The organism is Aeromonas sp. 600774, from assembly GCF_049175075.1.
Lineage (GTDB): Bacteria > Pseudomonadota > Gammaproteobacteria > Enterobacterales > Aeromonadaceae > Aeromonas > Aeromonas veronii_A.
The window spans coordinates 20,604-47,388 of record NZ_JAAKUJ010000003.1 but is presented as its reverse complement, the minus strand read 5'-3'; the positions used below and the strand labels follow the sequence as shown (position 1 = coordinate 47,388).

21 protein-coding genes are annotated in these 26,785 nt (G+C 60.1%); 9 read left to right on the top strand and 12 right to left on the bottom strand.

The genetic code is table 11. The annotated features are described in order from the left end of the window. Positions 1 to 129 precede the first annotated feature (129 nt). Positions 130 to 756 carry a glutathione S-transferase gene (locus G5171_RS04495; protein ID WP_421250636.1) on the top strand — a complete coding sequence of 209 codons (627 nt, stop codon included), beginning with the start codon at positions 130 to 132 and terminating at the stop codon, positions 754 to 756. Between the two features lie 75 nt (positions 757 to 831). Here the strand turns inward: G5171_RS04495 and G5171_RS04490 are convergent, their stop codons facing one another. The 5 genes from G5171_RS04490 to G5171_RS04470 all read right to left on the bottom strand — a co-directional run bounded on the left by G5171_RS04490 (position 832) and on the right by G5171_RS04470 (position 6,325). Then, on the bottom strand, positions 832 to 2,943 hold the full coding sequence (locus G5171_RS04490; protein ID WP_421250635.1) for an alpha-amylase: 2,112 nt from the start codon (positions 2,941 to 2,943) through the stop codon (positions 832 to 834). A gap of 229 nt (positions 2,944 to 3,172) precedes the next feature. Further along, a complete protein-coding gene (locus G5171_RS04485) occupies positions 3,173 to 4,339 on the bottom strand; it encodes a hypothetical protein (RefSeq protein WP_201994861.1) in 1,167 nt (388 codons plus the stop codon). Continuing rightward, positions 4,339 to 4,710, bottom strand: a complete 372-nt coding sequence (locus G5171_RS04480; RefSeq protein ID WP_005338463.1) for a GtrA family protein — start codon at positions 4,708 to 4,710, stop codon at positions 4,339 to 4,341. Before G5171_RS04480 ends, G5171_RS04485 begins: the two co-directional genes overlap by 1 nt. After that, positions 4,707 to 5,726: a glycosyltransferase family 2 protein gene (locus tag G5171_RS04475; RefSeq protein ID WP_005347828.1), complete on the bottom strand. Its 1,020-nt coding sequence runs from the start codon at positions 5,724 to 5,726 to the stop codon at positions 4,707 to 4,709. The genes G5171_RS04480 and G5171_RS04475 overlap by 4 nt, the downstream gene beginning before the upstream one ends. A 53-nt stretch (positions 5,727 to 5,779) precedes the next feature. After that, positions 5,780 to 6,325, bottom strand: a complete 546-nt coding sequence (locus tag G5171_RS04470) for a hypothetical protein (protein ID WP_005347826.1) — start codon at positions 6,323 to 6,325, stop codon at positions 5,780 to 5,782. Positions 6,326 to 6,650: 325 nt separating this feature from the next. Here G5171_RS04470 and G5171_RS04465 point away from each other — a divergent pair, with 325 nt between their 5' ends. From G5171_RS04465 to G5171_RS04450, 4 genes are all read left to right on the top strand, one after another. Continuing rightward, positions 6,651 to 7,415, top strand: a complete 765-nt coding sequence (locus tag G5171_RS04465; RefSeq protein ID WP_419772924.1) for a substrate-binding periplasmic protein — start codon at positions 6,651 to 6,653, stop codon at positions 7,413 to 7,415. Between the two features lie 79 nt (positions 7,416 to 7,494). Continuing rightward, a complete protein-coding gene (locus G5171_RS04460; RefSeq protein WP_236347378.1) occupies positions 7,495 to 8,979 on the top strand; it encodes a L,D-transpeptidase family protein in 1,485 nt (494 codons plus the stop codon). Between the two features lie 165 nt (positions 8,980 to 9,144). Further along, positions 9,145 to 9,690, top strand: a complete 546-nt coding sequence (locus G5171_RS04455; protein ID WP_033136140.1) for a DUF882 domain-containing protein — start codon at positions 9,145 to 9,147, stop codon at positions 9,688 to 9,690. Between the two features lie 47 nt (positions 9,691 to 9,737). After that, the gene (locus G5171_RS04450; protein ID WP_219594582.1) at positions 9,738 to 9,989 is read left to right on the top strand and encodes a DUF3862 domain-containing protein; all 252 of its coding nucleotides are present in this window, start codon (positions 9,738 to 9,740) and stop codon (positions 9,987 to 9,989) included. A gap of 85 nt (positions 9,990 to 10,074) precedes the next feature. On the opposite strand, the gene G5171_RS04445 is transcribed toward G5171_RS04450, so the two are convergent. Next, positions 10,075 to 10,689, bottom strand: a complete 615-nt coding sequence (locus G5171_RS04445) for a trimeric intracellular cation channel family protein (protein ID WP_005338456.1) — start codon at positions 10,687 to 10,689, stop codon at positions 10,075 to 10,077. A 146-nt stretch (positions 10,690 to 10,835) separates the two neighbouring features. Continuing rightward, positions 10,836 to 11,600, bottom strand: a complete 765-nt coding sequence (cysZ, locus tag G5171_RS04440; RefSeq protein ID WP_421230597.1) for a sulfate transporter CysZ — start codon at positions 11,598 to 11,600, stop codon at positions 10,836 to 10,838. A gap of 214 nt (positions 11,601 to 11,814) precedes the next feature. Here cysZ and G5171_RS04435 point away from each other — a divergent pair, with 214 nt between their 5' ends. The 3 genes from G5171_RS04435 to ligA all read left to right on the top strand — a co-directional run bounded on the left by G5171_RS04435 (position 11,815) and on the right by ligA (position 18,447). Continuing rightward, the gene (locus G5171_RS04435; protein ID WP_421250634.1) at positions 11,815 to 15,189 is read left to right on the top strand and encodes an AAA family ATPase; all 3,375 of its coding nucleotides are present in this window, start codon (positions 11,815 to 11,817) and stop codon (positions 15,187 to 15,189) included. 15 nt (positions 15,190 to 15,204) lie between these two features. Continuing rightward, on the top strand, positions 15,205 to 16,335 hold the full coding sequence (zipA, locus tag G5171_RS04430) for a cell division protein ZipA (protein WP_005347811.1): 1,131 nt from the start codon (positions 15,205 to 15,207) through the stop codon (positions 16,333 to 16,335). A gap of 99 nt (positions 16,336 to 16,434) precedes the next feature. Next, a complete protein-coding gene (gene ligA / locus G5171_RS04425; RefSeq protein ID WP_421259890.1) occupies positions 16,435 to 18,447 on the top strand; it encodes an NAD-dependent DNA ligase LigA in 2,013 nt (670 codons plus the stop codon). Positions 18,448 to 18,645: 198 nt separating this feature from the next. Here ligA and ygjK read toward each other — a convergent pair whose 3' ends face one another. The 4 genes from ygjK to G5171_RS04405 form a co-directional block, all read right to left on the bottom strand. Continuing rightward, the gene (gene ygjK, locus G5171_RS04420) at positions 18,646 to 21,126 is read right to left on the bottom strand and encodes an alpha-glucosidase (protein ID WP_421259889.1); all 2,481 of its coding nucleotides are present in this window, start codon (positions 21,124 to 21,126) and stop codon (positions 18,646 to 18,648) included. Positions 21,127 to 21,321: 195 nt separating this feature from the next. Then, complete coding sequence (locus tag G5171_RS04415; protein ID WP_421259888.1) at positions 21,322 to 22,122, bottom strand: helix-turn-helix transcriptional regulator; 801 nt, start codon at positions 22,120 to 22,122, stop codon at positions 21,322 to 21,324. Positions 22,123 to 22,133: 11 nt separating this feature from the next. Continuing rightward, a complete protein-coding gene (locus G5171_RS04410) occupies positions 22,134 to 22,670 on the bottom strand; it encodes a YbhB/YbcL family Raf kinase inhibitor-like protein (RefSeq protein WP_069526371.1) in 537 nt (178 codons plus the stop codon). A 196-nt stretch (positions 22,671 to 22,866) separates the two neighbouring features. Next, on the bottom strand, positions 22,867 to 24,123 hold the full coding sequence (locus tag G5171_RS04405; RefSeq protein WP_005347796.1) for an adenylosuccinate synthetase: 1,257 nt from the start codon (positions 24,121 to 24,123) through the stop codon (positions 22,867 to 22,869). 170 nt (positions 24,124 to 24,293) lie between these two features. Between G5171_RS04405 and G5171_RS04400 the strand changes: the two genes are divergently transcribed. Next, positions 24,294 to 25,208, top strand: coding sequence for a LysR family transcriptional regulator (locus tag G5171_RS04400; RefSeq protein ID WP_005353868.1), 915 nt, complete (start codon positions 24,294 to 24,296; stop codon positions 25,206 to 25,208). A 104-nt stretch (positions 25,209 to 25,312) separates the two neighbouring features. On the opposite strand, the gene G5171_RS04395 is transcribed toward G5171_RS04400, so the two are convergent. Further along, on the bottom strand, positions 25,313 to 26,737 hold the full coding sequence (locus tag G5171_RS04395; RefSeq protein WP_421259887.1) for a TAXI family TRAP transporter solute-binding subunit: 1,425 nt from the start codon (positions 26,735 to 26,737) through the stop codon (positions 25,313 to 25,315). Between the last annotated feature and the right edge of the window lie 48 nt (positions 26,738 to 26,785).

The window sequence follows — 26,785 nt, the reverse complement described above, 5'->3', positions numbered from 1 at the left end:
AAAAATCAAACTAGCATCGCTCACCAAGAGGGTCAAACCCGCCGGTGCGCAAATGTGAAGCGACCATCGGATGTTTTGCTATCAAGGGCAGACAGGCCGGTCGCAGGCAACTCATGCAGGAGGCAACAGATGGGATCCTTGGTATTGGCGGTGGGCACCGGCTCCACCTGGGCGATGCGGGCGGCACTGGTGCTCGCCATGAGCGGGCTGACGTGGCAGGAGCAGGTGTTCGATCTGGAGGATGCCAAGTCGCTGGCGCGGCTCAAGCGGCTGGCACCGGCCGGTCTGGTGCCCTGGCTCGAACACGATGGCGTGCGTGTTCACGACTCGCTGGCCATCGCCGAATATGTTGACGAGCTCTGTCCCGACCGCCAGCTCTATCCTGTTTCGCTGGCCGAGCGGGCACAGGCTCGCAGCCTCTGCGCCGAGTTGCATGCAGGATTTCGGCAGATCCGTTCTCTGCTCCCCTTCTTTCTTGGGGCGCCAACCCGTATCGATCCCCCGGTGGAGGCGGTCGGTGAGCTGGCCCGTTTGCAGGAGATCTGGTCGCAGACGCGGGGCCCCTTCTACTTTGGCGAGGCAGGCATTGTCGATGCCTTCTATGCGGTGATGGCCTATCGGCTGGCCAGCTACGGCATCCTGTTGCCCGGTCAGGCGGGAGTCTATCAGCAGGCGCTGCTCTCTTGGCCTCTGTGGCAGGAGACCCTGCTCAAGGCGCGGTTGCAGTGGCCGGTGGCGGCGTGCCAGTCACAGTGAGCCTTGGCAGATAGATAAACGAGAGAGGGGAGCCAGTGGCTCCCCTCTCTGTTGCTGGTATATATGGCCCAAGAGTTACTTCTGCCGACCGGCAAAGACCACCACCACCTTGTCATCCCCCTTCTCCCGCACGAAGGCGTAGGGGGCATCCGAGAGTTTCTGGTGGCTGCCTGCCGCAATGGCCGGATGGGCAGCGCGGAACTGGCCCAGTTGCTGCCAGTGCTTGACCAGCTCAGCCTTGTCGCCGCTGGTCAGCTCCTGCCAGTTCATATCCGAGCGCAAGGCCTGATCGAACACCCCGCCATCCTTGGCCAGCCCGCGGCCGGACTCGTCGCCGTAGTAGATCTGGATGCCACCCGGCAGCAGCATAAAGCTGTTGGCGACCCGGCGCTGTAGCGGCACATCCTGATAGTCGCCAAAGAACAACTTGGTGTCGTGGGAGCTGATGTAGCTCAGCACGTTGAACTCGGGATCCTGATTGATGCGACTGGCGTAGCTGGCATAGGTGGGCTCGGCGCTGGCCATGCACTGGGCCTGTGACAGTGCGAACTCGCGCTGATAGTCGAAGTTGATCAGGGAGTCGAAACCGTTCTGATACCAGAAATCCTTGGCCACCCCGTGATCCCACACCTCACCCACCATGTAGAAGGGCAGATCGTCGAGGGCCTTGCCCGGGTTGGCAGTCTTCCACTCCTTGAGCGCAGCGGTGCCCGCCTGCTTGAGCTTGGCCCACACCTCGGGCTCCAGATGCTTGACGGTGTCGGCGCGGAAGCCGTCGATGCCAAAGCGGCGCACCCAGTCGGTGTGCCAGGCTATCAGGTAGTCGCTCACGGTGGCGTTGGGCAGCGCCTTGGCTTTGGTATCTTTTTTCGCCGCCAGCAACGGCGGCAGCCCTACCGGTTTGGCCGATTCGGTCAGAAAGTCCGGCAGCCCCGCCACCGAACCGGTCACATCGTCGGTGCCGGGCTGTGGGTAGCCGGGCAGACCGGCGCGCACCCAGTCACCGCTCCACCACTTGTTCCACGCGGGTGATTGATAGTCGATGAACTGGTTGTAACCATGCCAGTTGAGGCCACCGCTCGGACGCCACTGGTTCCAGACGGTCGGCAGTTTGCTGCTGTTCTGAGTTAGCTCGGTGAGCCCCAAATCCTGCAAGTCGGCGAGGGTGGCGTAACCGGCGTGGTTCATCACCACGTCGAGGATGATCCGCATGCCGCGCTTGTGGGCCTCATCCACCAGGGTTTTCAGACTCTCTTCATCGCCGTAGTTGGGGTCAATCTTGGTGAAGTCGAGCGCCCAGTAGCCGTGGTAGGCGTAGAAGGGGAAGTTGCCCTGCTCGCCACCGCCAATAAAGCCGTGCACCTGCTCCACCATGGGGGTGATCCAGATGGCGTTCATGCCGAGGCTCTTGATGTAGTCGAGCTTCTCGGTCAGTCCCTTGAAGTCACCGCCATGCCAGGTGGCCACCTCATCCTGTCCATCCTTCTGGCGGCCGAAGCTGTGGTCGTTGGCGGGGTCACCATTGTGGAAGCGATCGGTCAGCAGAAAATAGACGCTCGCCTGATCCCAGCTGAACGGTGCTGGCTTGGCTGCCTTGACCGGCTCGAGCAGCAGCAGGCCGCCGCTCTCTTTACTCGGGGTCAGGGTCAGCTTGCCCTGTTTGACCACCGCCTCCTGTTTCGAGTAGGCATCCCTCAGTCGGGTGTCGTCGGGCCAGACCCCTTTCAGCGACACCGTGACCGGGCCGCCATCCCAGCTGATGCAGGGCTCTTGTGGTGGTTGGCGCTTGAACTCGCTCTTCTTGGTCGCCCGCAGCACCTTGAGGCTGGGGGTATCCGGGTTGAAGGTGAACTGATATTCCCCGGCCAGCATCACCCGCAAGGTAAAGCTCTGATCCTTGCTGCATTTGTCCATGGGCTGTGCGGTGCCGAAGGGAAGCGGCTTGCTCTCGCTCGGGCCAAAGCTGGTGCCGCAACTGTTGCCTGCGTCACTGATGCGGATCTGGTGGCTCCCCTTGGCAAGGGGATGGGTCAGCTCCACCGTGCCCTTGTCCAGCGAAATCGGGGTCGCCACCGGCTGACCATCCACATAGAGGTGAACCTCGGAAGCGGCCATCGCCTGTGGGGTGAACAGAGGGGCGGCCATCAGGGCGAGCAAGAGGGGGGATAAGTTTTGAGCACGACGCATAAGCCATTCCTTGAGCAGGGCAGTTCGGACAAGGGCCCATTCTAGGAGCAGCAAAGCGCGCCTTGGATCGGCAAAATGCCAATTTGTGACATCAGTTCAAATGGTTACGTTTTCAAGCCGAGGAAAGTGTGACGGAGAGGAGATGGGAGGCTCTGTTGATAAAAATAGCGGCCATAAAAAAATGCCGGTCAGGTGACCGGCATTTGGTGTGTCAGGCATTTTCGTCACATCAGACGGTGAAGAACTTGAAGTTGACGAAGGCCACCGCGATGAAGGAGGCCACCATGCCGCTGATGCAGAGCACTGCAGGGCGGATAGCGGGCCAGCGATGGGTCAGCAGAATGATGGCCAGCAGGGTCGGATAGAGCCCGAACATGTAGCGTGGCATGGCGTTGAGGCCGGTCATCAGCGGAATGGTGCAGCAGATGAACATCAGGGTCGCTTCGGCCCAGCGTTTCTGGCTGAACAGGTAGCCGTTCAGACACCAGCCGAAAATCACCATGATGGAGAGATAAGCCTTGCGGCCGCCCAGCTCGAAACCGCTCAGCCACCAGTCCAGCGGGCTGTCCATGTAGCGACCCCATGCCACCTGAATGTGCTTGAAGGCGAAGGCATCGCCGGTCAGGTGATAGAGGTAGACCATGTAGGCAAACAGGCCAAAGGGGATCATCCAGAGGGTGAAGACCACCTTGAAAGCGCGCTCGGTGAAGCGGAAAAATTCCCGCCAGCCGTAGGCCTGCAGCGCCAGGATCAGCACCGGGAAGACCATCATCACCCCCAGGTTGCGGGTGGCGGAGATACAGACCCCCAGCACGGCCACCATCAGCCACTGCTCTCGATAGGCGAACAGGAACATCCCCAGCATCAGCGCCATAAAGGTCGACTCGGTATAACCGGAGACGAAGTAGGCCGAGAAGGGTGAGAAGGCGAGCAGCCAGACACCGAAGCGAGCGGTATCGTCACCCAGTTTAAGCTGACGCAGCACCAGCAGCATCAGCGGCAGGCTGGCGAAGAAGGAGGCGTTGGCCACAATGATGAGGCCGATCAGGCTCTCGACATTGAACAGGTTGGAGATGGCACCGGAGACCATCGGGTAGAGCGGCATAAAGGCCCAGTTGGCCGCATTGCCCTTGCTCAGCCAGCGCGGGTAGAGGTCGTAGCCGTTCTCGATGATGCGCTGGAACCAGACGCAGTCGAATTGACAATAGGCCTGCAGCGGGCCTATGTCGGGGGAGCCATAGAGCTGGACACCGAAGTAGCCCATGCCATACAGCGCCACCCGGCTCAGCATGAAGGCGGCGATGATCATCAGCCAGTCACGACCGCTGATGCGCAGTGACGGGCGATACGGGAGTGCAGCCCCGGTTAACGGGGCGGTATTGGTCATATCATTCATCAGGCAAAAACCCAGACGCGAGAGAGAACGTAAGTGAGGACGGTAACGGTCAGGGTGGCGATGACCACCGGCAGCAGACCGGAGAGCCCCGCAAACAGCAGGCCGCTCAGGATCAGGTTACGCACCGCAAGCGAGAAGAGGGCGACCAGCAGAAACTTGCTGGCGGCTCCCTGCTTCTGGAAGGTGATGTAGCGGTGACCAAAGAAGGAGAACCAGAACGCGATGGCAAAAGCCAACGTGGTAACCAGGTGCTCCGAGATGGTGGGCCAGGTATGAAACAGTGCGATGGAGGTGCCAAGGTCGACGAGGGTAGCCCCCCCGCCGACAAAGCCGAAACGTACCAGCCGCCAGAATTCCTCGCGGGAGATCATTGAGGCGCCTGCTCCTGCTGCTCTTGCGGATTGCTTTCTGTGCTCTGCGGTTTGGCCGCATCCTGCTTGGCATACTGGCCATAGACCCCTTCAATGAGGTAGACCGGGCGCTGTTTCACTTCCACGAACATGCGGCCGATGTACTCGCCGATGATGCCGAGTGACAACAGCTGGATACCGCCGAGGAACAGCACCACGGACATCAGGGAGGCGTAACCGGGCACGTCGATGCCGAAGAAGATTACTTGGGTGATGATTTTCAGGATATAGAGGAAGGCTACCAGCGAGACGCTGACACCCACATAGCTCCAGACCCGCAGCGGCCAGCTGGAGAAGCTGAGCAGGCCGTCGAGGGCGAAGTTCCACAGTTTCCAGTAGTTGAACTTGGTTTCACCGGCGTGACGGGCAGGGCGCTCGTAGGGGACGCCAACGGCACGGAAACCGGCCCAGGCAAACAACCCCTTCATGAAGCGGTTGCGCTCCGGCAGCAGCTTGATCGCCTCTACTACGCGGCGGTCTATCAGGCGGAAGTCACCGGCGTTCTCCGGCAGCTTGGTACTGGTGGAAAGGGCGTTGAAGAAGCGGTAAAAGCCACCGGCAGTCAGACGCTTCATCGGGGTATCGGCGCTACGATCGACGCGGATGCCATAGACGGTGTCATAGTCACCGGTCTGCCACAGTTTCACGAACTCCAGGATCAGGGCGGGGGGATCTTGCAGATCCACGTCCATTGGCACGATGGCATCCCCTTTGGCCTGATGCAGACCGGCGGTCAGGGCTGCCTCTTTACCGAAGTTGCGTGCCAGGTTGACCAGGGTCACGCGGGGGTCACGGGCGATTGCCTGTTCGACTACCTCACGTGTACGGTCACGACTACCGTCGTTGACGAATACAATTTCAAGCTGGTCTTTGAGCGGGGCCAGTTCATTGTCTATCGCGCTGATGAAGGCATCGATGCTCTCCTCCTCGTTATAAACGGGAACAACCAGAGAGAGTCGAAAATCTGGATGCGACATAAGAACGTCCTTATAGGCTGGTTATTTTTATAAAACGCTATCGGGGACCCATATCACTGGGCAACAGTCAAACGCACCGACTGAACATTGATGGGAGTGGGTGCCGAGAGTGCCAGAAAATTGGGGTGCTTGGGATCGGCCGTGAGCGAATCTCCTGGCAGGTTGAGCCGGATTTCATTGATACCCGCTTTGGCCAGTTTCACGGTAGTAGTGAAGTCGTGACCAAGAGCCACTTTCAGTAGCGCACCAGCTTCAGGGCTATTGACGCGGGCATGGACTGTCAACTGTTCCGGTTTTGCTGCTTGTTTGGGTAGCACAAAATAGAGTCCCCCTTTGCCACTTAGCTGGGTGCCTTCGTCACTCGGTTTTTTGGCCCAGCCTTCGCTGGAGAGAAAACGGCTCGGCTTGGTCAGGTTCAGCTCGTTGCCGGGCTGATAGGTCATGCTGGAGTTGTGTTCCCAGAAACGGGTTTTACCCTCCAGATAATAGAGGCGATAGGCCAGGCTCACGTTAGGGTGAGCAGCCAGATAGAGGGTATAAAGATAGAAACCGCTCAGTGCCAGGATGGCGGTCAGAAAACCAAACTTTTTGTACGTCATATCACTCTCTATGCCTGACATAAATTGGTAGGCCGATGTCGCGCATATGCTAATCCAATTGCAAAAAAAGCATAGTGGATCACAAAAAAATATTTGGTCACAAATCAACCCCTCATCAAGGCGTTCACCATTGCACTTTCTTTGTTAATGACAACATTGACGGTAATCAAGGGCTCCATGGTAATGGGAGGATTTTATCTGGTAAAAAGAGGTTTTCTGTAATTTGCTGCGTCATATTCTTACAGATGCTGCCCGTGATGCGGCCTCTATCGCCATTTTTCAGGGGAGGAATTATGATGATTCATCTTTTCGTCAAGGATGACCCATGAAGTGGATGTTCCAGGCGTGCTTGTTCTTTGGCTGGATTTCATCTCTCTCAGCCTCCACTCTCTGTCCTGCACCTATCAAGGCCGGTTTTGATAACTGGCCACCCTATCACTATCACGATAAAAGCTACCCTGCTCAGGTGCGTGGCTATGCCGCCGAGGTGCTCACTGCGGTTTTGACCAGAATGGGCTGCGAGATCGAGTTTAGGGAGTTGCCATGGAAGCGCATACTTCAGGAGGTTAAGTTAGGCGAGGTCGATATGGCGATGGAGGCAAACATCAACGATGAGCGCACCCGTTATGCGTGGTTTTCAGATGCCTACAATCCGGGTCGCACACTGTTGTGGGTTCGCAAGGGCAGCCATTACCCCGAGCAGGATCTGGCTAGCTGGCTCGCCAAAGGCTACGCCCTCGGCGTGACCAAAGAGTATTTTTATGGTGATGAAGTGATGGCTCTGCTCGGCCGCTATGCCGGCCAGGTGAGTGCGGTGAGCGACAAACAGAATTACGAGAAGCTGGCCCGTGGGCGCATCGACGGCTTCCTCGGTGACATGCTGGCGACGCCCAGTGGGTTGAGCAAGGAGGGAATGAGCAGTCAGTTCTCATATCATCCTATGGTCGTGTATGAATCTCCGGGCTTTTTCATGATGAGCAAGCGCACCATCTCTCCGCAATTCTTGCAGCGTTTCAACCAGGTTTTGGCAGAATTCCAGCGCAGCGACGAATATGACATTATCTTGCGACGCTATGCGCCAGGAAACTAGCAAACTGTTAGCCATTCACGCATCATGAGCGGCCTGATGGTCGTGTTTGACTACGTGCATCAATCGTTTTGAGGTATCCATGGGGATGAAGTATTGGGTGGCCCTTGCCAATCTGCTCTGGTTTGGCTGTTTGCCTGCCGGATTAGTGCACGCGGCAGAGGCTCAAGTCGTTGTGGCGGTGACTGAAACCCGTCATGACTGGTATCAGGGCAGTCAGGCCGAACAGGCCCGTGTCGAGCTGGAACAGCAGTTGCAAGAAGCTGTGCTGGCCCAGCTGCACCCCGATTTTTTCACACTTTGGAAGCGCCTGCAGGCTACGCCGGCAGCGCAGCGCAGTGCTATCTATGACGAGGTCTTTACCAAGCTAGCCCGTTTTCAGCACGCCTGGCGAGGGATGGATCTGGTCTCTCGCGAGCAGATGAAGACCCTCAAGCTTGATTTGAAGCGCCCTGTGGTGACCAAACCCAGCGATGATGATCTGCTCACCCAGGTGAAATCCCTGCGCCCCCAGGTGGCGGAGTACGAGGCGGTGCGGGCAAAAGTGCACAAACTGCTGGCGATGCCGATGGCCAGCAAGTGGCCGACCCTCGATATGCCGACCCTGCGTGCCGGAGAGAGCTCCGCCGAGCTCGGTCAGATCCGCGCCATGCTCAACGAGCTGGGCGACAGTGCTCCGAGCCATGGTGATCAGATTTACGATGGTGATACCGAGCAGGCCATCAAACAGTTCCAGCGTCGTCATGGGCTCACCGCGGACGGTATCATCGGCCGTCAGACCCGCTCCTGGCTCAATACCGGCCCGCAAGTGCGTGCCAGCTTGCTGTTGCGCAACCTGTGGCGTCGTGATCTTGTGGATCAGCTGAGCAAGCCACGCTATGTGCTGGTCAATATTCCCGACTATCGGCTCAGCGTGGTGGAGTCCGGCAACGAGGTATTCACCAGCCGGGTTATTGTCGGCAAGGAGCAGCGGGCCACCCCCATTCTGGCCAGCGAAATTCGCTCCATCGTGCTCAACCCCTCCTGGCATGTGCCGCGCTCCATCCTGAGCAAGGACATCCTGCCCAAGTTGGGGCGCGATCCCGCCTATCTGAGTCGCGAGCAGTTCGAGGTGATCGACAGCGAGGGCAACCCGGTGCAGTTCACCGAAGAGGGGTGGCATCAGGCGCTGGCCGCCGGTTTCCCCTATCGCCTGCGGCAAAAGCCGGGTGATCACAATGCCCTGGGACGCTACAAGTTCTACCTGCCCAACAATGACGCTATCTATCTGCACTCCACCCCGCGCAAGGCGCTGTTCGAGCAGGGGGCACGCGCCTTCAGTTCGGGCTGCATCCGGGTGGAACATGCGGACGATCTGGCCGAGCTGTTGCTGGCAGATTCCCGCTATCAGCCGGACAAGGTGGCCAATATCCTCAAGGAGAGCCAGACCAAATGGTTGCCGCTCACCACGCCGATCCCGGTCTTTACCGTCTATTGGAGCAGCTGGATCGACGAAAATGGTCGCCAGCAACTGCGCAACGACATCTACGGATTTGATCGGGTCAGCTTCCAGAGCCGCCTGCTGTGATCCCTGCCACAGAGTGAAAAGCCCGGCCTGTGCCGGGCTTTTCTATGGGCGATTGAGGTTTGACAGCTCCCACTGCCGGAGGGTAGTTTCAAGCGCCTGTATCACATTCAATCAGTGATCTTATTCAACTATTTTTCGCTTGAATCTGCGATGGACGAACCCCTTATGCTGGAACAAGAGATAAGTCGACGTCGCCTGTTGCTGGGAGCCGGTTGCCTGCTGGGCAGCTCGCTGATCTCCTTCCCTGCACTGGCCAGCCGCAGTACCACCGGGCGTGAACTCAGTTTCTTCAATCTCAATACCGGCGAGCGGGTGCGCGCCAGCTATTGGGAAAATGGCCACTATCTGAGCGACGGGTTGGCCGAGCTCAATCACATTTTCCGCGATTACCGGCGCAACGAAGTGTTCAACATCGACAAGAAGCTGTTTGATCAGCTGTTCCTGTTGCAGCACAAGCTGGGTCGGCGCAGCGAAATCCAGCTGATCTCCGGTTATCGGGCACCGGCCACCAATCGCCAGAAGCGTCACAAGAGCCGCGGCGTGGCCAAGCACAGTTACCACACCCTGGGGCAGGCGGTGGATGTGCGGATCCCCGGCGTTCAGCTGGCCCATCTGCGCAAGGCGGCCCTCAATCTCAAGGTGGGTGGGGTCGGCTACTATCCCCGTGACAACTTCGTTCACCTCGATACCGGCCCGGTTCGCAGCTGGTAAAGGGGTTGGCAAGCTGCCAAGCTCTTCCCACCAGTGAGGAGATAGCGATGAAAAAGATAGTGATTGGCGGCCTGATCGCCCTGTCGTTGACCGGTTGCAGCAAGCTCAACCGTGAAAATTATGACCAGTTGAAGATGGGGATGAGTTACGCCGAGGCCAGCACCATTCTGGGCAAGGCGGAGCGTTGTGATGATGCCTTGGGCACCACCAGCTGCCTTTGGGGCGGGGAAGGGAAGAACATCAAGATCCGCTTTATCGCCGACAAGGCGACCTTCTTCAGCTCGGAAGGGATTAACTGAGTCGCAGAACGTCCATGAAAAAAGCGCCACTCGGGCGCTTTTTTGTTGCTCGCAATCCAACCCCCCTCGCCAGAAGCTGGCGTACTCAGTGGGTGGCGTATTGATAGTTGAAGGTGGGCAGTCCCCACTTGAAGCGAACCGCCAGCAGCCGAAGTACAAAGCCAATTCCGATAGAACCGAACGCCGCCCAGTTGGTCGGCAAGCCCTGATCCAGCGCCAGACAGTAAAGCGCTGCGGTGATCAGCGAAATGGCTGCATAGAGCTCGCGACGAAACACCAGCGGAATGCGTTGGCAGAGCAGATCCCGCAGCACCCCGCCAAAGACCCCGGTCACCACCGCCATGATGCAGGCAATACCGGCGCCGTGGCCCATATCCAGCGCTCGGGCCGCACCGAAGATGGAGAAGACCACCAGCCCCAGGGCATCGAGGGCCATGAACAGCTTGCCGAGATAGCGCATCAGGGGGGCGGAGACCACACCCGCCATCGCGGCTGCGGCAACCAGCAGCACATATTCCGGATGTTCAATCCAGAGCAGCGGATAGTGGCCGAGCAGCACATCGCGGATGGTGCCACCACCGATGGCCGTCGCCGAGGCGATGATCACCACACCAAACAGATCCATCCGTCGCCGACCCGCGGCCAGCGCGCCGGTCATCCCTTCGGCCACCAGGCCCACCAAGAAGAGTGCATGTAACATGAGATATCCCAGGGAACGAGAAAGGCCAGAATCCTACCAACTCGTGTCATATGGGACAAGCTATCGAATGCATGCATTAATTTAATTCATGCTAAATGCAAAAAAAGCACCGTTTCGGGTGCCTTTTTCTAATCAATGTTCAAGGGTTAGCGCCCCAACTGCTCCTTGCGGTAGTGATCGACCCACATGGCGGTGGCGCCACAGATGGCGACTGGCATCACAAAGAGGTTCACCACCGGAATGGCGGAGAAGAGGGTCACCAAAGCGCCAAAGCTCAGGCACTTGCCGCGGCGCTGCTTCAAGGCATCGCGCATGGTGATGAAGCCGATCTTGTGGTTGTCGAACGGATAATCCACATACTGGATCGCCATCATCCAGGCGCTGAACAGGAACCAGAGCACCGGCGCCAGGGTCTGGCCAACCACAGGGATCAGAAACAGGATCAGGCAGCCGATGGCCTTGGGCAGGTAATACTTCAGCTTGGTCCATTCGCGGCCGAAGGTGCGTGGCACATCTTTGACGATATCCAGCATGCCGCTGTCATTGGCGGGCTGGCCGGTGAGGATCTGCTCCACCTTCTCCGCCAGCAGGCCGTTGAAGGGGGCGGCTACCCAGTTGGCAACCGAGCTGAAGATAAAGGAGAAGACCACCAGGATGGTGATGAGGGCGATGGGCCACAGCAGATAGTCCAGCCAGTCGAGCCAGGCGGGGATCTGCTGATGGAGCCAGGCGAACAGGTCGTCCAGTTGCAGTAGCAGGGCATAGAAGGCCCCGGCAAACAGCACGAAGTTGACCAGCAGGGGGATCAGCACAAAAGTGCGGATGCCTGGTTGGCGAATAAGGGAAAAACCGCGCAGAAAGTAATCTGCACCGCTGATTGAATCTTTGACCATATGGGGTGATTGGCTCATGTGAGCTCCATCTATGCATGGGAGAACTGCCAGCATATTACAAACAAGCCTTTGATTTGGTAAAGTCGCCGACTATTCCTTATTTCGTGCCGTGGCGACCAAAAATCGGGCATTGAATGGGGATGATGCCTGCATATTACAAACAAAGCCGGGTCTGGATTTGGTAAAGTCACCTGCCCGCATCCTCTTTATTTAGCCACTGATACAGGTCGCCATGCGTCTGAAACTGATCAAACTCGCCGGCTTCAAGTCGTTCGTCGAGCCGACCCGCATCGAACTGTCGGCAGACATGACCGCCGTGGTGGGCCCCAATGGCTGTGGCAAATCCAACGTCATCGACGCGGTGCGCTGGGTGTTGGGGGAGAGCTCCGCCCGTCATCTGCGCGGCGAGAACATGACCGATGTCATCTTCAACGGCTCTATCAATCGCAGTGCGCACGGGCGCGCCTCGGTCGAGCTGGTGTTCGACAATCCCCACAACCGGGTGCCCGGCGAGTTCGGCCGCTTTACCGAGATCTCGGTGCGCCGCGAAGTGCTGCGCGACGGCTCCAACCACTATCAGATCAACGGCCAGAAGTGCCGCCGCAAGGATGTGACCGACCTCTTCCTCGGCACCGGTCTTGGCCCCCGCAGCTACGCCATTATCGAGCAGGGCACTGTCAGCCGACTGGTGGAGTCGCGCCCGGCCGATCTCAAGCTCTTTATGGAAGAGGCCGCCGGGGTCTCCCGTTACAAGGAGCGGCGCCGCGAGACCGAGCAGCGCATTCGCCACACTCAGGAGAACCTAGAGCGCCTCGGCGATATTCGCGGCGAGCTGGGTTCGCGCCTTGAGCACCTCAAAGCCCAGGCCGAAACCGCCGAACGCTACAAACAGCTCAAGAGTCGTTCGCGCGCCGCTCGCGCCGAGCTGATTGGCTCCGAGTTGTGGGCGCTGGAGACGCGCCTTGGCGAGGCCAAAACCGAACTGGCACATGCCGAGCAGGCGCTGGCGGCGCTCGATGCCAAGCGTACCGCCGATGAGGGGCGCCACGTCACCCTGTCGGTCGCCAGACAAGAGGCGCAAGCCGAGCAGGCGAGCCGTCAGCAACAGATTTTTCTCGGCGGGCAGGCCATCGCCCGTCTCGAACAGCAGCAACTGCACCAGAGTGAACTGGGGCGCGACTGGCAGGCCCGTGCAGAGGCGCTGGGCGAGCGGATTGCCACCCGCAAGGCGCAGCTGGCCAGCCAGCAGGATCAACTGACCGAAGGGGTATTGCGCGCTGAGCAGGAGAGCGCCCGGCTGGAGCAGTGTGAGCAGTTGCTTACCGAGCAGCAGGAGGCTCGCCAGCACGCCAGCGAGCAACTGGAACAAGCCCGCTTGCGCCAGCAGCAGTGGCAGCAACAGTTGGCCGGGGTGCAGGGGCAACTCAATCAGACCCGTACCCGGTTGGGTGGTTTGCAGGAGCTGCAAGCCAAGACCCGGCTGGCGCGCCTCAAGCTGGAAGATGAACGCGCTGGCCCCCTCGGCGCAGAGGCCGACGATCTGCAACCGGCCCTCGATGCCCTGAGTGGTGAGCTGGAGCTGACGCGGGCGGCCAATGACGAGCTGACCGAGCAGCTGGCGCAGGCTGTCCACACCCATGAACAACTCAAGCAGCAGCATGGCCAGCAGTTGAGCCTGCAGCGGGAGTTGGAGGCGCGGCTGGCGACGCTGGCTCAGATCCTCGGCGAACAGATGGAGGGGGTGACTCTGGCCGACCGGTTGCAAGTTGCCCCCGAGTGGGCACAGGCGCTCGATAAGGTGCTGGGTCGCTGGCTCACCGCAACGCCAGCGGACGAGTGCAATCTGGCGCAAGAGGGACTCTGGATTGGCCCGGCACAACCGGCGGTTGCCGGTACGCTGGCGGCGCAACTGGGCGGCAAGCACATTCCCGCCTTCCTCAATGCCATCTGGCTGGTGGAGAGCCGGGAGGCCGCATTGGCCCGCCAGCCAAGCCTTGCGGCCGGTGAGTCGGTACTGACTCCTGCTGGCGACTGGCTGGGGCCAAACTGGGCCGATCTGGGGCTGGGCGCGGCGCTCGGCACCATGGCGCTGCTCGGTGAGCGTGAGCGGTTGCACACCGAGCTGGAGAAGGTTGCCGTGGGGCAGGCACAGCTGAGCGAGCAACTTGTGGCTGCCGATGCCCGGCGTGCCCAGCTTGCCAGTGCGCATGAGTTGTCGCAGCGAACCTTGCGCGAGCAAGAGCAGAAATGGCAACAACTGCGCGAAGCCTGGAGCCTGCAACAGGGTCAGCGGCAGGAGCGGTTGCAGCGGCTCGGTCAGCTCGGCGAAGAGCTGATCCGGCTTGATCAGGAGCAGGCCGAAGAGGCAGAGCGACTGGCCAGCGCCCGTGAACAACTGGAACTCGATGAGGCGCGCCTTGCCGAGTTGCAGGAGCAGGGGGAGCCGCTGACACAAGGGTTGCAGGTCGCGCAGGAGCAGCTGACCCGCTGCGAGCGGGCGGTCGATGAGGCGCGAGTGCGCCGCGAGCAGCAACAAGCGGCCTGCCAGCGTTTGCAACTGGAGTTGGGCAATCTGCGCCAACTCATTACCCTGGGTGAAGAGGAGCTGGCGAGGCTCGGGCTGGAGCTGGCCGGGCTGAAAGGGCCGGATAGCGAGGCAGTGCCGGATCTGGCGCCCCTGCTGGCCGAGCAGCGCAATCTGGAGGCGCAGCAGCTCGCCTGCCATCAACGGCTTGCGGAGCTGGAGCGCCAGCTGACCGAGCTGGAACAGGCCAGAAGAGCCGATCACAAGCAGCTTGTTACCTTGCAAGAGAAGCTGGCAACCCTGCGCCTTGAGCGTGAACGCAGCCTCACCCGTCGACAGGGGCTGCACGAGCAGTTCGAAGAGCTGGGGGTTCGACTGGTAGATCTCGATCAGGCGGTGCTGATCGCTGCAGATCGCAGCAAGCTGCGGCAGGAGATCCAGACCCTGGAGGCGCAAGTGGAGGCACTCGGCGCCATCAACCTGGCGGCGCTGGAGGAGTACGAAGAGGCGAAAACGCGAGCAACCTATCTTGAAAATCAGTGTCAGGATCTTGAGCAAGCGCTGGAAACCTTGAGCCAAGCCATTAAAAGAATTGATAAAGAGACACAAATACGGTTCCGGGACACTTTCGATAAGGTCAACGAAGATTTAAAATCCCTCTTTCCGAAAGTGTTCGGTGGGGGCAGTGCCTGGCTTGAGCTCACCTCCGATGATCTTTTGGAGGCCGGAGTGAGCATCATGGCGAGACCTCCGGGTAAGAAGAATGCTACCATTGCCCTGCTTTCCGGGGGGGAGAAGGCGTTAACCGCGCTTGCGCTGGTTTTTGCCATCTTCAGACTCAACCCAGCACCTTTTTGTCTGCTGGATGAGGTGGATGCACCGCTCGATGAAGTGAACGTCGGTCGCTTCTGTTCTCTTGTCAAAGAGATGTCGAGCACAGTACAGTTCGTTTACATCAGTCATAATAAGGTCTCCATGGAGATGGCTGAGCAGCTGGTTGGCGTCACGATGCAAGAGCCCGGGGTTTCGCGCATTGTGTCGGTCGATATCGGTGAAGCCGTCGCTTTGGCTGAGCAAAACTAGAAAGAGAAGCAGCTAATGCAGGAATTGCGTTACATCTTGGTTGCCCTGGGCGGTATTGCCATCGCGGCATTGCTCATTCACGGGTTGTGGAGCAACAGAAAGAATCGTCAGGCACCGATCAAAGAGAAACCCCTTGGCCGGATGGAATCCAAATCGCGAAACCGCGATGATGACGCCTTCGACAGCGATGGCATCGGTCAGGTGCGTGTAGTCAGCAGTGGCCGCCGTGCCGAGCCCAAGCTGCGCAGTGAAGAGAGCCTTCAGCCGGAGTTTGGTCGCCGTGCCGCCGTGCCCGCCTTTGACGATGAAGATGATGAGGATGAACTGCCACCGCCCGTCGTGCGCAAGCCTGCTGCCCGTCCGGTTCCGCCGCCTCCTGCCTATGAAGAAGAGGAACCGGGCTTTGATGAGCCGCTGCCTGACGTCATTGCGCAAGAGCCTGCCGCTCCGGTACGCAAACCGGCCCAGGTCAATCGCCGTACCCCGGTCTACCGTTCACGTCCCCAGCGCGAGCCAGTCATGCCTGTTCAGGATGACGAGCCGCTGATCGAGCCTGCTTATGCCACAGCGCCCACCTTTGGTGTGCGAAATGAGCCTGTGCGAGCCACTGAACCTGAAGTGAAGGCCCAGCCACGCCATGTGGAACCTGAACCTCTTTACGAAGAGCCCGTCTACGAGGCTCCCGTTGCAGAACCTCGCTCAGCTCCCCAGCCGGTAGAAAAAATCTGGCAGGATGTCTATGTCATCAACCTGATGGGCCGCCCGGGGCATGAGCTGCAAGGGGCGACTCTGCTCTCCTCCCTGATGGCGCTTGGCTTCAAATTTGGCGAGATGGATATCTTCCACCGTCACGAAGATGCCAATGGCAAGGGGGAAGTGCTCTTCTCCATGATCAACATGGTCAAGCCGGGCACCTTTAACCCGTACCGGATGGAGCAGTTCACCACGCCGGGTGTCTCCCTGTTCATGCAGCTGCCGCTGCGCAGCAACGCCGCGTTTGCCTTCGAGGACATGCTGCAGGCCGCCGATCAACTGGCCAGCGATCTCGATGCCATGCTGACCGATATGGAGCGCAGCCCGCTGAGTGACGAGACTATTGCCCGTTACCGGCATGAACTGGCTGCCTACGAGGCCAGCCGCGACTAATACGCCATGCGGGTCGAATAGATAAAAGTGCGGTACCCAGGTACCGCATTTTTGTTTCTACCCCGGGCCGGATTTTCAATCACACTTCGAGACTTTTTCATGAGCGATATTCTCTCCCGCCACCGTCAACTGTGTGAGCTGCTTACCGAATATGGTCATCAGTACTATGTGCTGGATAACCCGACCGTACCGGATGCTGAATATGACCGTCTGATGCGCGAACTGATCGCGCTGGAGGCCGACCACCCCGAGCTGAAAACCCCGGCTTCCCCGAGCGTGCGGGTCGGTGGCCAGCCGCTGACTGCCTTCAGGCAGGTGCGTCACGAGATCCCCATGCTGAGTCTGGACAACGTCTTTAGCAGCGAAGAGCTGCTGGCGTTTGAACAACGGATGAGCGATCGCCTCAAGCGTGAAGTGCGTTTCGAGTTTTGCTGCGAGCCCAAGCTTGATGGCTTGGCGGTGAGCCTGCTCTATGTAAATGGTCAGCTGGTGCAGGCCGCGACCCGGGGCGATGGCGCTACCGGTGAGGAGATCACCGAGAACGTGCGTACCATCAAGGCCATTCCGCTCGCATTGCGGGGCTCTGGTTGGCCCGAGCGGTTGGAAGTGCGTGGCGAAGTCTTTATGCCCAAAGCCGGTTTCGAGGCGATGAACGCCAAGGCACTGGCCGCAGGCGAGAAGGTGTTCGTCAACCCGCGTAACGCCGCCGCCGGCAGCCTGCGTCAGCTCGATTCACGTATCACTGCCAGCCGTCCCCTGAGCTTTTACGCCTACGGCGTCGGTGTCGGCGGCGAGCAACTCGGTGGCTCTCACTTTGGTCGCCTCAATCAGCTCAAAGAGTGGGGGCTGCCGCTTAGTCCCGAGGTGAAACTCAAAGAGGGGGCTGCCGGTTGTCTGGCGTTCCACGACGACATTCTGGCCCGCCGTGGCGAGCTGCCCTATGAGATCGACGGCGTGGTCTACAAGGTGGATGCTATCGCTCTGCAAGAGGAGCTCGGCTTTGTGGCACGCGCGCCGCGCTGGGCGACCGCCCACAAGTTCCCGGCGCAGGAAGAGATGACTCTGCTTGAGAACGTCGAGTTTCAGGTTGGCCGTACCGGCGCCGTGACGCCGGTGGCCAAGCTCAAACCGGTGTTTGTCGGCGGTGTGACTGTCTCCAACGCCACCTTGCACAACGCCGACGAGATAGAGCGCCTTGGCGTCATGGTCGGTGATACCGTGATCGTGCGCCGGGCAGGGGACGTGATCCCTCAGATCGTTGCCGTGGTAGAGGCACAGCGCCCTGTTGATGCGCGCGAAATTCTCTTCCCGACCGAGTGCCCGGTGTGTGGCTCGGCAGTGGAGCGGCTGGAAGGAGAGGCGGTTGCACGCTGCTCCGGTGGCCTGTTCTGCGAGGCGCAGCGCAAGGAGGCGATCAAGCACTTTGCTGCCCGTCGCGCCATGGATGTGGACGGCCTTGGCGACAAGATTGTCGAGCAGCTGGTGGACAAGGGACTGGTGAAGACCCCCGCCGATCTGTTCAGCCTCAATGCCATCCAGCTGGCCGGGCTTGAGCGGATGGGGCAAAAATCGGCCCTCAATCTGGTAGCCGCCATCGATGCGGCGCGCAGCACCACCCTGCCGCGCTTCCTGTTTGCCCTGGGGATCCGTGAAGTGGGGGAGGCGACAGCGCTCAATCTTGCCAACCACTTCCTCACCCTGGATGCTCTGCGCGCGGCTTCGGTGGATCAGCTGCTCGAAGTGGCCGACGTGGGCGATGTGGTGGCCAAGCATGTCTACTACTTCTTGCGTCAGCCCCATAACGTGGAGGTGCTGGAAGCCTTGCTGGCTGCCGGCATCCATTGGCCGGCCATCGAGAAGAAAGAGGCCGCGGAGCAACCCTTTGCCGGCAAAACCTTCGTGCTGACCGGCACCCTGACCACCTTGTCGCGCAACGATGCCAAGGCGGCACTGCAGGCGCTGGGGGCCAAGGTGGCGGGTTCGGTATCTGCCAAGACCGATGTGCTGGTGGCGGGGGAAGCGGCCGGTTCCAAGCTGGCCAAGGCACAGGAGCTTGGCATTACCATCTGGAGCGAAGAGGAGTTGCAGCAGGCGCTGCAAGGCCAGAGCTGAGTTCGTCTCTCTGATAAAAAAATAACCCGGCATTCGTGCCGGGTTGTTTTTTATTCCCCCGCTATCACCATTTTTTGCGGGGGAGCAGCAAGCGCCTGAGCAATATTTCCCGAGTGCTCAGTTTGCTCAATCAGTATGGCAACACTCTACAAGGCCACCTGATGCATCAAGCCGAAGGGGGGCATCCTCTCTCGCGGCTTATTCCTGTGGCTTGAGGAAGTTGCGATAGAGCATATAAAGGTGGGCCGAGCTCCAGCTGAAGTTGCTGGCCCCCTGCATGGCGCCGGTCTCCGGATTGTAGTTTTCGCGGATGGGGCCGCTGCCCGCCAAGCCCTCTGCGTTGTTGAACAGCTTGTTGACCAGAGCCTCGGCATCGCTGCGATAGCCGTAGTTCTCCAGCCCCTTCACCCCGAAGTAGAACTGATCGAGCCATACCCGGCCGCGCCAGTAAATATTGGGGTCGTAGGCCGGGTTGGTCAGCGCGGCTGTGCCCAGCGGAATCTTTGTGTTGAACTCCTGGGCGTTGAGCATCACCTCGCGCACCCGCGCCGCTTTCTCCTTGTCGGCGACTTCTGCCCAGAGCGGGCTCCACCCTTCCGGGCCACGGCCGCGGGCGGTCAGCAATTTGCCGACGCAGCCGTTGCCGTCAGCAACATCCCCCTGAGCAATCTGACGATCGTAATAGACGCCTGACGCCTCATCGAACATGCAGCTGTTGATGTAACCAGCCAGCTGGGTCGCGCCATCGCGGTAGCGGCTCGCGTCGTCCGGCTTGCCAAGCAGGTCGGCCATGTCTGCCAGAATGCGTTTCTCTTTGGCGAGGAAGGCGTTGAGCTCCACCGACTCCTGATCGATGGAGAAACCGATCAAATCGCCATTGTCCTGATGGTTTTCAAAGAAGGCGACGTTCCAGTCCTGACGTGCCTTGGCCAAATCTCCGCCATAAGTCTTGTCGGCATAGCGTTGCAGCTGGCCCGGTTCGATAAAGCCGAAGCGGGCGGCGTTGTCCATGCCGGACTCCCAACCGGCGCCGTGCTGGGCACCGATATCCATATCGCTGTAACCGCCCACGTTCAACACCTGTTGATAGAGCGGCATTCCGGCGCAGGCATACCAGCCATCCCCCTCACTGGTACAGCTTGAGAGATCCAGCCCAGCGGGAATACCGTTGGAGTACTGCACCTTGAAGGTGATATTGCCGTACTCGTCATTGTGCTCCACATGCTTGGTGGCGCCATATTCGATGATGCCGTTGCGGTTGTTGTCCCGCGCGCGGTACCACCAGTCGTGGTAGGCCTGCAGCTTGGGATACATCTCGGCGATAAAGGCCTTGTCCTTGGTGGCGCTGTAGATTTCCCAGATAGCCCAGGCGGAGAGGGGCGGCTTGGTGTCGCGCTCGTTCCAGTTGCCGCCATCGCCACCGCGATCCGCCAGCTTGTTGTAGAAGACGGCGTCGATCACCATGCCCGCATCTTGCGGTCGCACCGGGTCATCCGGCTGCACCTGATAGTCATACATGGCGCGCACGTTGTTCTTGGCCACCTCAGGGTTGAAGTGCGCCATGGCATAGGCGTGCTTCCAGCTGTCCCAGGCCCAGACGCCGTCGAACCAGCGGGCGGTATTGGAGGGGGTTACCCCGTCGTGGAGGATGGCGCCAGCCGGGGAGCGCCAGTTGCCATTGAGGGTCTCCATCGCCTTGACGGCGATGCGGCGCTCCGACTCGGGGATACCCTGATTGGAGAGACCCTTGGCAAGGTAGTCCTCCCAGCGGCGGATGGAGTCGGCAAAATAGCTGGCCGGGTTGGCCAGCAGGGCTTGACGGCTCTGCTGATAGCGGCTGGCGTCATCTGCGGAGTGGAGATAGCTCTGCAGGGTGTAGATATCCTCGCTCCCCTTGGCGGCCAGGGTAATGCTGGCGTCGCTTTGGTAGCCCAGTGTCTTCTGGTCGAGGGTGGTGCGACTTGGCAGGGTGCGGTCGATTCGATAGCGGGCGCTGCCGCTCTGCATGATGTTCCAGGTGCTGCGCAGTTTACCGAACTGGAATTCGATTCCTTTGTCGCTCTCGCTGATGGTGCGTGTCCAGCCTGGATATTTGCTGGCAATCGTATCCTTGGCATCCCATTGATTGAGCAACTCGCCCTGCCAGTTGAGGTTGAGGGTGAGCGGTGCATCGGTCTGGTTGATGAGTCGGGTGCGGATAAGAGCGGTACGGGCATCGCCATAACGCAGCTCCAGCTCCAGCGTAAAGGGCTCGAACTCGAAGCGTTGTACCAGTGCACCGGGAATGGCGTACACCTCCTGCTTGCGGGCGCTGGTGAGCGGGAACGGGCGCCCGCTCGCATCGCTGAGGGTAAGCTTGTCCAGCTCGCAGGCAAAGAAGAGGCTGTACTCCTCGGAGATGACCATGGGGCCGGTAAAGCCCCCCCACTCCTTGTCGCTGGCAGGCAGCAGGAAACCGTGCCATGCCCCCAGATCGAGCAGTGGGTTGTATTTGAGGTTGGAGTAGCTGTCAAAGTCGCGGAATTGGGTCGGAGTTCCCCGACGGTCGATCACGTCCTTGTACTGGATGGCCTGCTCCGGTTTGGCGACTGTGCTGCTCTCTGTCTGGTTATCGTTGCAGGCGGTCAGTCCGAACAGGGCGGTGCCTAGGGCTATCGAGAGTAAAGTTTTACGAAACATTTCTCGCTCCAATTCCGTTTATGTAGGTTAAAAGGAAGATTTTTTACGCTTATTTTTAGTGAAAAGGTGTTCGGTAGCCATTGTATGGCAAGGGGAAAGGGAGCGCTGGCGCGAGATCACACTCTGAAGAGGCGGCAATGTGAGCGGGATCACCGGGTTACATCAGGTTACATAGAATGGTCTTTAAGTAATATTTTACTTTTCGTTGCTCGCCAATCTGGCAGGGCAGGTGTGCAGGTATTGGTGGGGCGTCAGGCCGAACTCCTGTTTGAAGCGGGCGGCAAAGCGACTGGGGGAGTCATAACCGCAGGCGAGGGCGACCTCCAGCGGGGTCAGGCCCTGTTGCAACAGGTTGAGGGCGTGGCTCATGCGTACCTGAGCCAGCAACTGGCGAAAGCTGCGACCTTCGGCGGCCAGCTTGCGCACCATGGAGGCGCGGCTCATGGAGAAGTGGGGGGCCACCGCCTCCAGGGTGTGGTCGATGCCGGGTTCCACCGCCAGGTAGCGTGCCAACCGCTCTGCGAGGGTCATGGTGCTGGCGGGAAAGAGCAATCCGAGGGCGTTGGCGGCCCGTAGCTCGGCATAGAAGCCGCGCAGCAGTTCGGCCTGGGTTGCTTCGCTCAGTCCCCGTTCGGCCATGGTGCTGATGAGCTCAAAGCAGAAGGCGAGCCCGGGGGTGATCTTGACGGCGGGTTCCTCCAGGTCGGCGTGGGAAGGGGCTGACTCCGCCAGCCACTCCGGCGGTGGTGGGGTCAGCAGCGTGATGGCGTGGGAGCGAAACTTGCCCTGATCAGGTTGATTGACGAAGGTGAGCTGGTGGCCTGCCGGGATCAGCAGCCACCGCTCCCTGTCAAACGACAGACGTCGCTCGCGCCACCACAGTTGTTTGCTCCCCTGGGTGACCCAGATGAGGGTCGGGGCGTAGATGAGCACCCGATGCAGGGGCTGCTGGCGGATCCCGAGATAGTGGCTCTGTTGCAGCAGGGGAGTGCTCATCCGGTTGGCTCCTAGGGGGTGACGAAGGTGGCGGTCAGGGTGGCTTTGCCGAGCGCCATGCTGTTGAGCATGTAGCCTACCATAGCCGGCGGGGTATCAGCCTTCACCTCGAGATCATGGGGCAGGGCCCAGGCGGTGAACTGATAGCGGTGCATGCCGTGACCAGCGGGCGGGCAGGGGCCGCCATAACCCTGGCTGCCAAAGTCGGTGCGGATCTCCAATCCCTGCTTGAGCTTGCCTGAGGCATTGCTGGCCAGTTCGCTCTGGGTGGCAGGCAGGTTAACCACCAGCCAGTGCCACCAACCGCTGCCGGTAGGGGCATCGGGGTCATAGGCGGTGATGGCAACACTCTTGGTGCCTGCCGGCAGATCCTGCCAGCTAAGTTGGGGCGAGTGGTTGTCGCCGCTGCAGCCAAAGCCGTTGAAGCTGAACTGTTTGGCCATCAGCTGGCCTTCGTGAATATCCGTGCTCTTCAGGGTCATGGCAAAGGCTGGCATGGCCGTCAGGCAGAGCAGTGGCAACAGGGCACTCTGTTTGAGCAATTTCATCGGGTGACTCCTCGTGTGGTAACGGGTTCACTTTAGCGAGGGTGGGACAGGATTTTGTTGCAGAACGACTCAAGGTGAGGTCGATTGGTGAGTTAATTGAGCCTTTTGGTGGTTTCATGGCAAGAAGGTAAACGGCAGCCATAAAAAAACCGGCATCAGGGATGCCGGTTTTTTGTTTGACGATAAGAGGTGCGGCTTAGCGCAGGATCATCTCGTCACGGCCCGGGCCGACGGAAACCATCGGAACCGGTACGCCGAGCAGCTCTTCGATACGCAGCACGTACTGCTGGGCAGCGCGCGGCAGCTCTTCGAAGGTGCGGCAACCGGTGATGTCTTCGCTCCAGCTTTCCATCTGCTCGTAAACCGGCTTCAGGGCAGCGGTTTGCGGCCAAATCGGGTTCTCGGTGTGGGCACCTTCGTAAGCCACGCAGATCTTCAGATCCGGCAGACCGGTCAGGCAGTCCAGCTTGGTCAGGGCCACTTCGGTGGCGGCTTGCAGCTCGACACCGTTCTTGGTGGCGACCGCGTCGAAGTAACCGACATCACGGGGACGGCCGGTGGTGGCACCGAACTCGTTGGTGATCTTGCGGAACTCGTCCTGGTTCTCCATGGCGGTCAGCAGAGTGCCGGTACCGACAGAGGAGCTGAATGCCTTGGCCACAGCGATGACGCGCTCCGGGCGCAGACCCGGCAGACCGCCACCGATACCGGCGTAGGCGCCAGATACGTGGGAGGAGGTCACCCAGGGGTATTCGCCGTAGATCAGGTCACGGCCAGCGCCCAGCTGGGCTTCGAACAGCAGAGTCTTGCCTTCGGCCTGCAGCGCTTTGAGCGGCATGCTGACGTTGCACACTGCGTCGATCCAGGGGGCAGAGACTTCCAGCAGCCAGTCGGCCATCTCCTGGGCAGTCTGGGTGAATTCGAAGGAGGGGTAGATAGCCTTCATCTGCGGCAGTTTCCAGTCCAGCATGAACTGGATGCGCTCGACCAGTACGTCCGGCTGTTTCAGCCAGCCGACCAGGATCGCTTTTTTCATCACGCGATCGCCGTAGGCAGGGGCGATGCCCTGACGGGTGGAGCCATAGGCGCCGTCACCCAGACGTTGCTCTTCCAGGGTATCTTCCAGTGCGTGCAGCGGCAGGCAGAGGGTTGCGCGGTCAGAGATGGCCAGCTTCGGAGTCACGCCGGAGGCTTTGACTTCCTCGAGCTCGACGGTCAGTTTCTCGGGGCTGATAACCATGCCCGGGCCGAGGACAACCAGGCAATCCGGGTTGAATACGCCACTCGGAACCTGGTGCAGCTTGAAGGTGCCAAGGTCGTTGACCACGGTGTGGCCAGCGTTGTTGCCGCCCTGGAAGCGAATGCTGGCGCCAGCTTGACCTGCCAGATAATCCACGATGCGGCCTTTGCCTTCATCACCCCAGTTAGCACCTACGACTACGATAGACGACATGACTCTTTCTCCTAAGACGTTAGGCGTCCATCCTAGGAGCCTGATGCGGATTAGAAAAATTAATTATCTTTATAATTCCGATAAGAGAACCATATAATTATGGCCAATTAAGCGGCAAACCGTCCGATTTTGCCTGGCAAGCCCCGCACCTCGCGGGTTGAGGGACTCTTATGCTGGATATTCACTGGCTGCAAACCTTTGTCACCCTGGCCCGATTGCAACATTTTGGCCAGACCGCCACCGAGCTGCACATGACCCAGCCCAATGTCAGCCTGCATATCAAGCGGCTGGAGCAGGCGACCCGGGTGCGGCTGATCGAGCGCAGTCCGTTTCGCCTGACGCAGGCGGGGGAGCGGCTGCTGCAAAGCGCCGAGCGCACCATCGCCGAGTTGCAGCTCTGCCAGTCCGATCTCAATGCCCTCAACCAGCTGAGTCAGGGGACGCTGGCTATCGCCGCCAGCGACATCATCTCCCGGCTGTTGCTGATCCAGCCGTTCCAGCGCTTCAAGCGGGAGTTCCCCGGCATCGACCTCACCCTGTTCAACACCACTTCGGATCAGGCGGCCGAGCTGGTCAAGGCGGGCAAGGCGGATCTGGGCTTCGTGATGGCGCAAAAGCGCAGCGAGCCGCTCTTCTATACCGAACTGCAACAGGTGACCTGGTGCGCGCTGGGCCACGGCCTTGCCCGCTGGCAGGCGCGGGCGGTGGCGGGAGAGAGCGACCCCCTCGACGAGCCGACCCTGATCCTGCTCGGTCACGACACCCGCACCCGGGCGCTGATCGACCCGTCCCTGCCGCTGTTGGCGTTACCCCCTTGCCGCATCATGGAGGTGGGCAGCGTCGACGCCCAGCTCGATTGGGCCGAGGCGGGCTTTGGTGTCGCCATCGTGCCGGACTTCTCCCTGCATCCGCGCCTCAACCTCACCGCGCCGGTCACCAGCCTCGGCGACTTTCCCGGTACCAGTCTGGGCTACGTGGTGCGCCAGAATCAGGTGTTATCGCGGGCCATCAAGCAGTTGCTGCACTGGGTGGAGGAGGAGATCCAGAAGCCCAACCCCTATCTGACCCGGGTGATGGAGCCGTAGCGGTACGGCAAGGTGAACAAGCCAATCGACTTCGCCACTATCGAACGCATATCAACTATCAGGGCAGCCGAAGCTGCCCTGATGCATTTGTGGGAGCTGGCCACTCAGTGCTGCGGCGGTGTGGCTGCACTGGTGGCAGGGGCGGGAGGCGTGTCGGTTTTATCCTGCGGTGGGGTTTCGTCAGCAACTGCGCTGCTGGCAGGATGGTTTGCCTGTTCTTGCTGCGCAGTGGCCGCAGAGGCGCTCTGTGGCAACTGAGTCGACACTGCAGCCGATGGTGATGGAACCGTTGACGCTGCGGCAGAGGGAGCCACTCTTTCCCCCTCGGTGGTCGGCGTAGCAGTGAGCTCGGAGGTGACCTCAAGTGCCTCTTCGGGCAAGGGATTAACCTCTGTGGCTTCTGTTGCCACTGCGGCACTGCTGGTGGCGGTCGCGTCAGAGAGCGCTTCAAGGGGAGCAGTCGTCCCGTCGGCGGCACTCACCTGCTCTGTCGTGGGCACCGCTTCCGAGGTCGATGGTGCTGGTGTTAACGGCTCCGGTGTCAGCTGTTCCGCTGTTAACTGCTCGGGAGTCAGTGACAAGGGAGCTGGCGGTTGATCCGACATCCCAGCATGGAGGGGCAGCTCGGTCTGCGCCTGCAACTGCTCGGGGGTCACCTTGCTCAGGGCAGGATGCAGCCGACTGAACTGTTTGACCCGGGCCAGCAGGGTATCGCGCACGGTACGGACGATGGGGTCCGGCAGGCTGGCCAGCGCCACCAGTTCGGCACTCATCCCGATGTTGTTGATGGCAGTAGTCTGTCCCGGATAGAGGTTGGCGGCAATACGGCTGCGCTGGTAGTAGGGGTGTTGTTTGAGCAGCCTGTCGATCTGCTCCCCTTCGATGGGGATAAGGCGCACCTTGCAGCGGCTGATCAGGTCGCCGACCGCCAGACTGGGGTGACCGGCTACCACAAAAGCGGCATCCAGCGAGCCATCGCACAGCCCTTCCAGCGGTTCGCTGTCCGACTTGATTTGATAGGCAGCAAACTGCCCGGGTTGCCATCCCATGGCTGCCATCAGGGCCTGGCTGGTGATCTGTTCACCGGCGCCCTTGTTGCCCGGATAGACCCGCTTCCCTTCGATATCTGCCAAGGTGGTGATGCCGCTATTGGGGGCGGCCAGCAGGGTCAGCGACTCCTGATAGAGGCGAAACAGGCTGCGCAGCTCATTGTTGGCCCCCTGCCCGCTGAAGGGGCCGGTGCCGTGCAGGGCGTGGTGCAACACATCGGACTGCACCAGCGCCAGCTGTACGTCCCCCTTGTCGAGTGCCTTGAGGTTGGCCATCGAGCCACGGGTGCTCTGCACGGTGCAGCTGTCCCCATGCAGGGCATGGCCGGCATTGAGCACCCGACAGATGGCGCCACCGGTCGGGTAGTAGACCCCATTGAGCGGGCCCGTTCCGATAGTCAGCGCCTGGCTGCCAAAGGGGAGCAGCGCAGAGAGTGCACAGAGGGGGAGCAGAAGGTGATGCAAGATCCGTAGAGACATAATTGACCGTTGACTGAGTTGACCGCTGGCTGATGACACAGGGAAAAA

Excerpts from the sequence above, each read along its gene's own strand:
- ygjK (WP_421259889.1), bottom strand. The coding sequence starts at position 21,126 with ATGTTTCGTAAAACTTTACTCTCGATAGCCCTAGGCACCGCCCTGTTC.
- ligA (WP_421259890.1), top strand. The coding sequence starts at position 16,435 with ATGAGCGATATTCTCTCCCGCCACCGTCAACTGTGTGAGCTGCTTACC.
- G5171_RS04410 (WP_069526371.1), bottom strand. The coding sequence starts at position 22,670 with ATGAAATTGCTCAAACAGAGTGCCCTGTTGCCACTGCTCTGCCTGACG.
- G5171_RS04455 (WP_033136140.1), top strand. The coding sequence starts at position 9,145 with ATGCTGGAACAAGAGATAAGTCGACGTCGCCTGTTGCTGGGAGCCGGT.
- G5171_RS04490 (WP_421250635.1), bottom strand. The coding sequence starts at position 2,943 with ATGCGTCGTGCTCAAAACTTATCCCCCCTCTTGCTCGCCCTGATGGCC.
- G5171_RS04445 (WP_005338456.1), bottom strand. The coding sequence starts at position 10,689 with ATGTTACATGCACTCTTCTTGGTGGGCCTGGTGGCCGAAGGGATGACC.
- G5171_RS04495 (WP_421250636.1), top strand. The coding sequence starts at position 130 with ATGGGATCCTTGGTATTGGCGGTGGGCACCGGCTCCACCTGGGCGATG.
- G5171_RS04485 (WP_201994861.1), bottom strand. The coding sequence starts at position 4,339 with ATGAATGATATGACCAATACCGCCCCGTTAACCGGGGCTGCACTCCCG.
- G5171_RS04400 (WP_005353868.1), top strand. The coding sequence starts at position 24,294 with ATGCTGGATATTCACTGGCTGCAAACCTTTGTCACCCTGGCCCGATTG.
- G5171_RS04465 (WP_419772924.1), top strand. The coding sequence starts at position 6,651 with ATGAAGTGGATGTTCCAGGCGTGCTTGTTCTTTGGCTGGATTTCATCT.
- G5171_RS04470 (WP_005347826.1), bottom strand. The coding sequence starts at position 6,325 with ATGACGTACAAAAAGTTTGGTTTTCTGACCGCCATCCTGGCACTGAGC.
- G5171_RS04395 (WP_421259887.1), bottom strand. The coding sequence starts at position 26,737 with ATGTCTCTACGGATCTTGCATCACCTTCTGCTCCCCCTCTGTGCACTC.
- G5171_RS04480 (WP_005338463.1), bottom strand. The coding sequence starts at position 4,710 with ATGATCTCCCGCGAGGAATTCTGGCGGCTGGTACGTTTCGGCTTTGTC.
- G5171_RS04415 (WP_421259888.1), bottom strand. The coding sequence starts at position 22,122 with ATGAGCACTCCCCTGCTGCAACAGAGCCACTATCTCGGGATCCGCCAG.
- G5171_RS04475 (WP_005347828.1), bottom strand. The coding sequence starts at position 5,726 with ATGTCGCATCCAGATTTTCGACTCTCTCTGGTTGTTCCCGTTTATAAC.
- G5171_RS04435 (WP_421250634.1), top strand. The coding sequence starts at position 11,815 with ATGCGTCTGAAACTGATCAAACTCGCCGGCTTCAAGTCGTTCGTCGAG.
- G5171_RS04450 (WP_219594582.1), top strand. The coding sequence starts at position 9,738 with ATGAAAAAGATAGTGATTGGCGGCCTGATCGCCCTGTCGTTGACCGGT.
- cysZ (WP_421230597.1), bottom strand. The coding sequence starts at position 11,600 with ATGAGCCAATCACCCCATATGGTCAAAGATTCAATCAGCGGTGCAGAT.
- G5171_RS04460 (WP_236347378.1), top strand. The coding sequence starts at position 7,495 with ATGGGGATGAAGTATTGGGTGGCCCTTGCCAATCTGCTCTGGTTTGGC.
- zipA (WP_005347811.1), top strand. The coding sequence starts at position 15,205 with ATGCAGGAATTGCGTTACATCTTGGTTGCCCTGGGCGGTATTGCCATC.
- G5171_RS04405 (WP_005347796.1), bottom strand. The coding sequence starts at position 24,123 with ATGTCGTCTATCGTAGTCGTAGGTGCTAACTGGGGTGATGAAGGCAAA.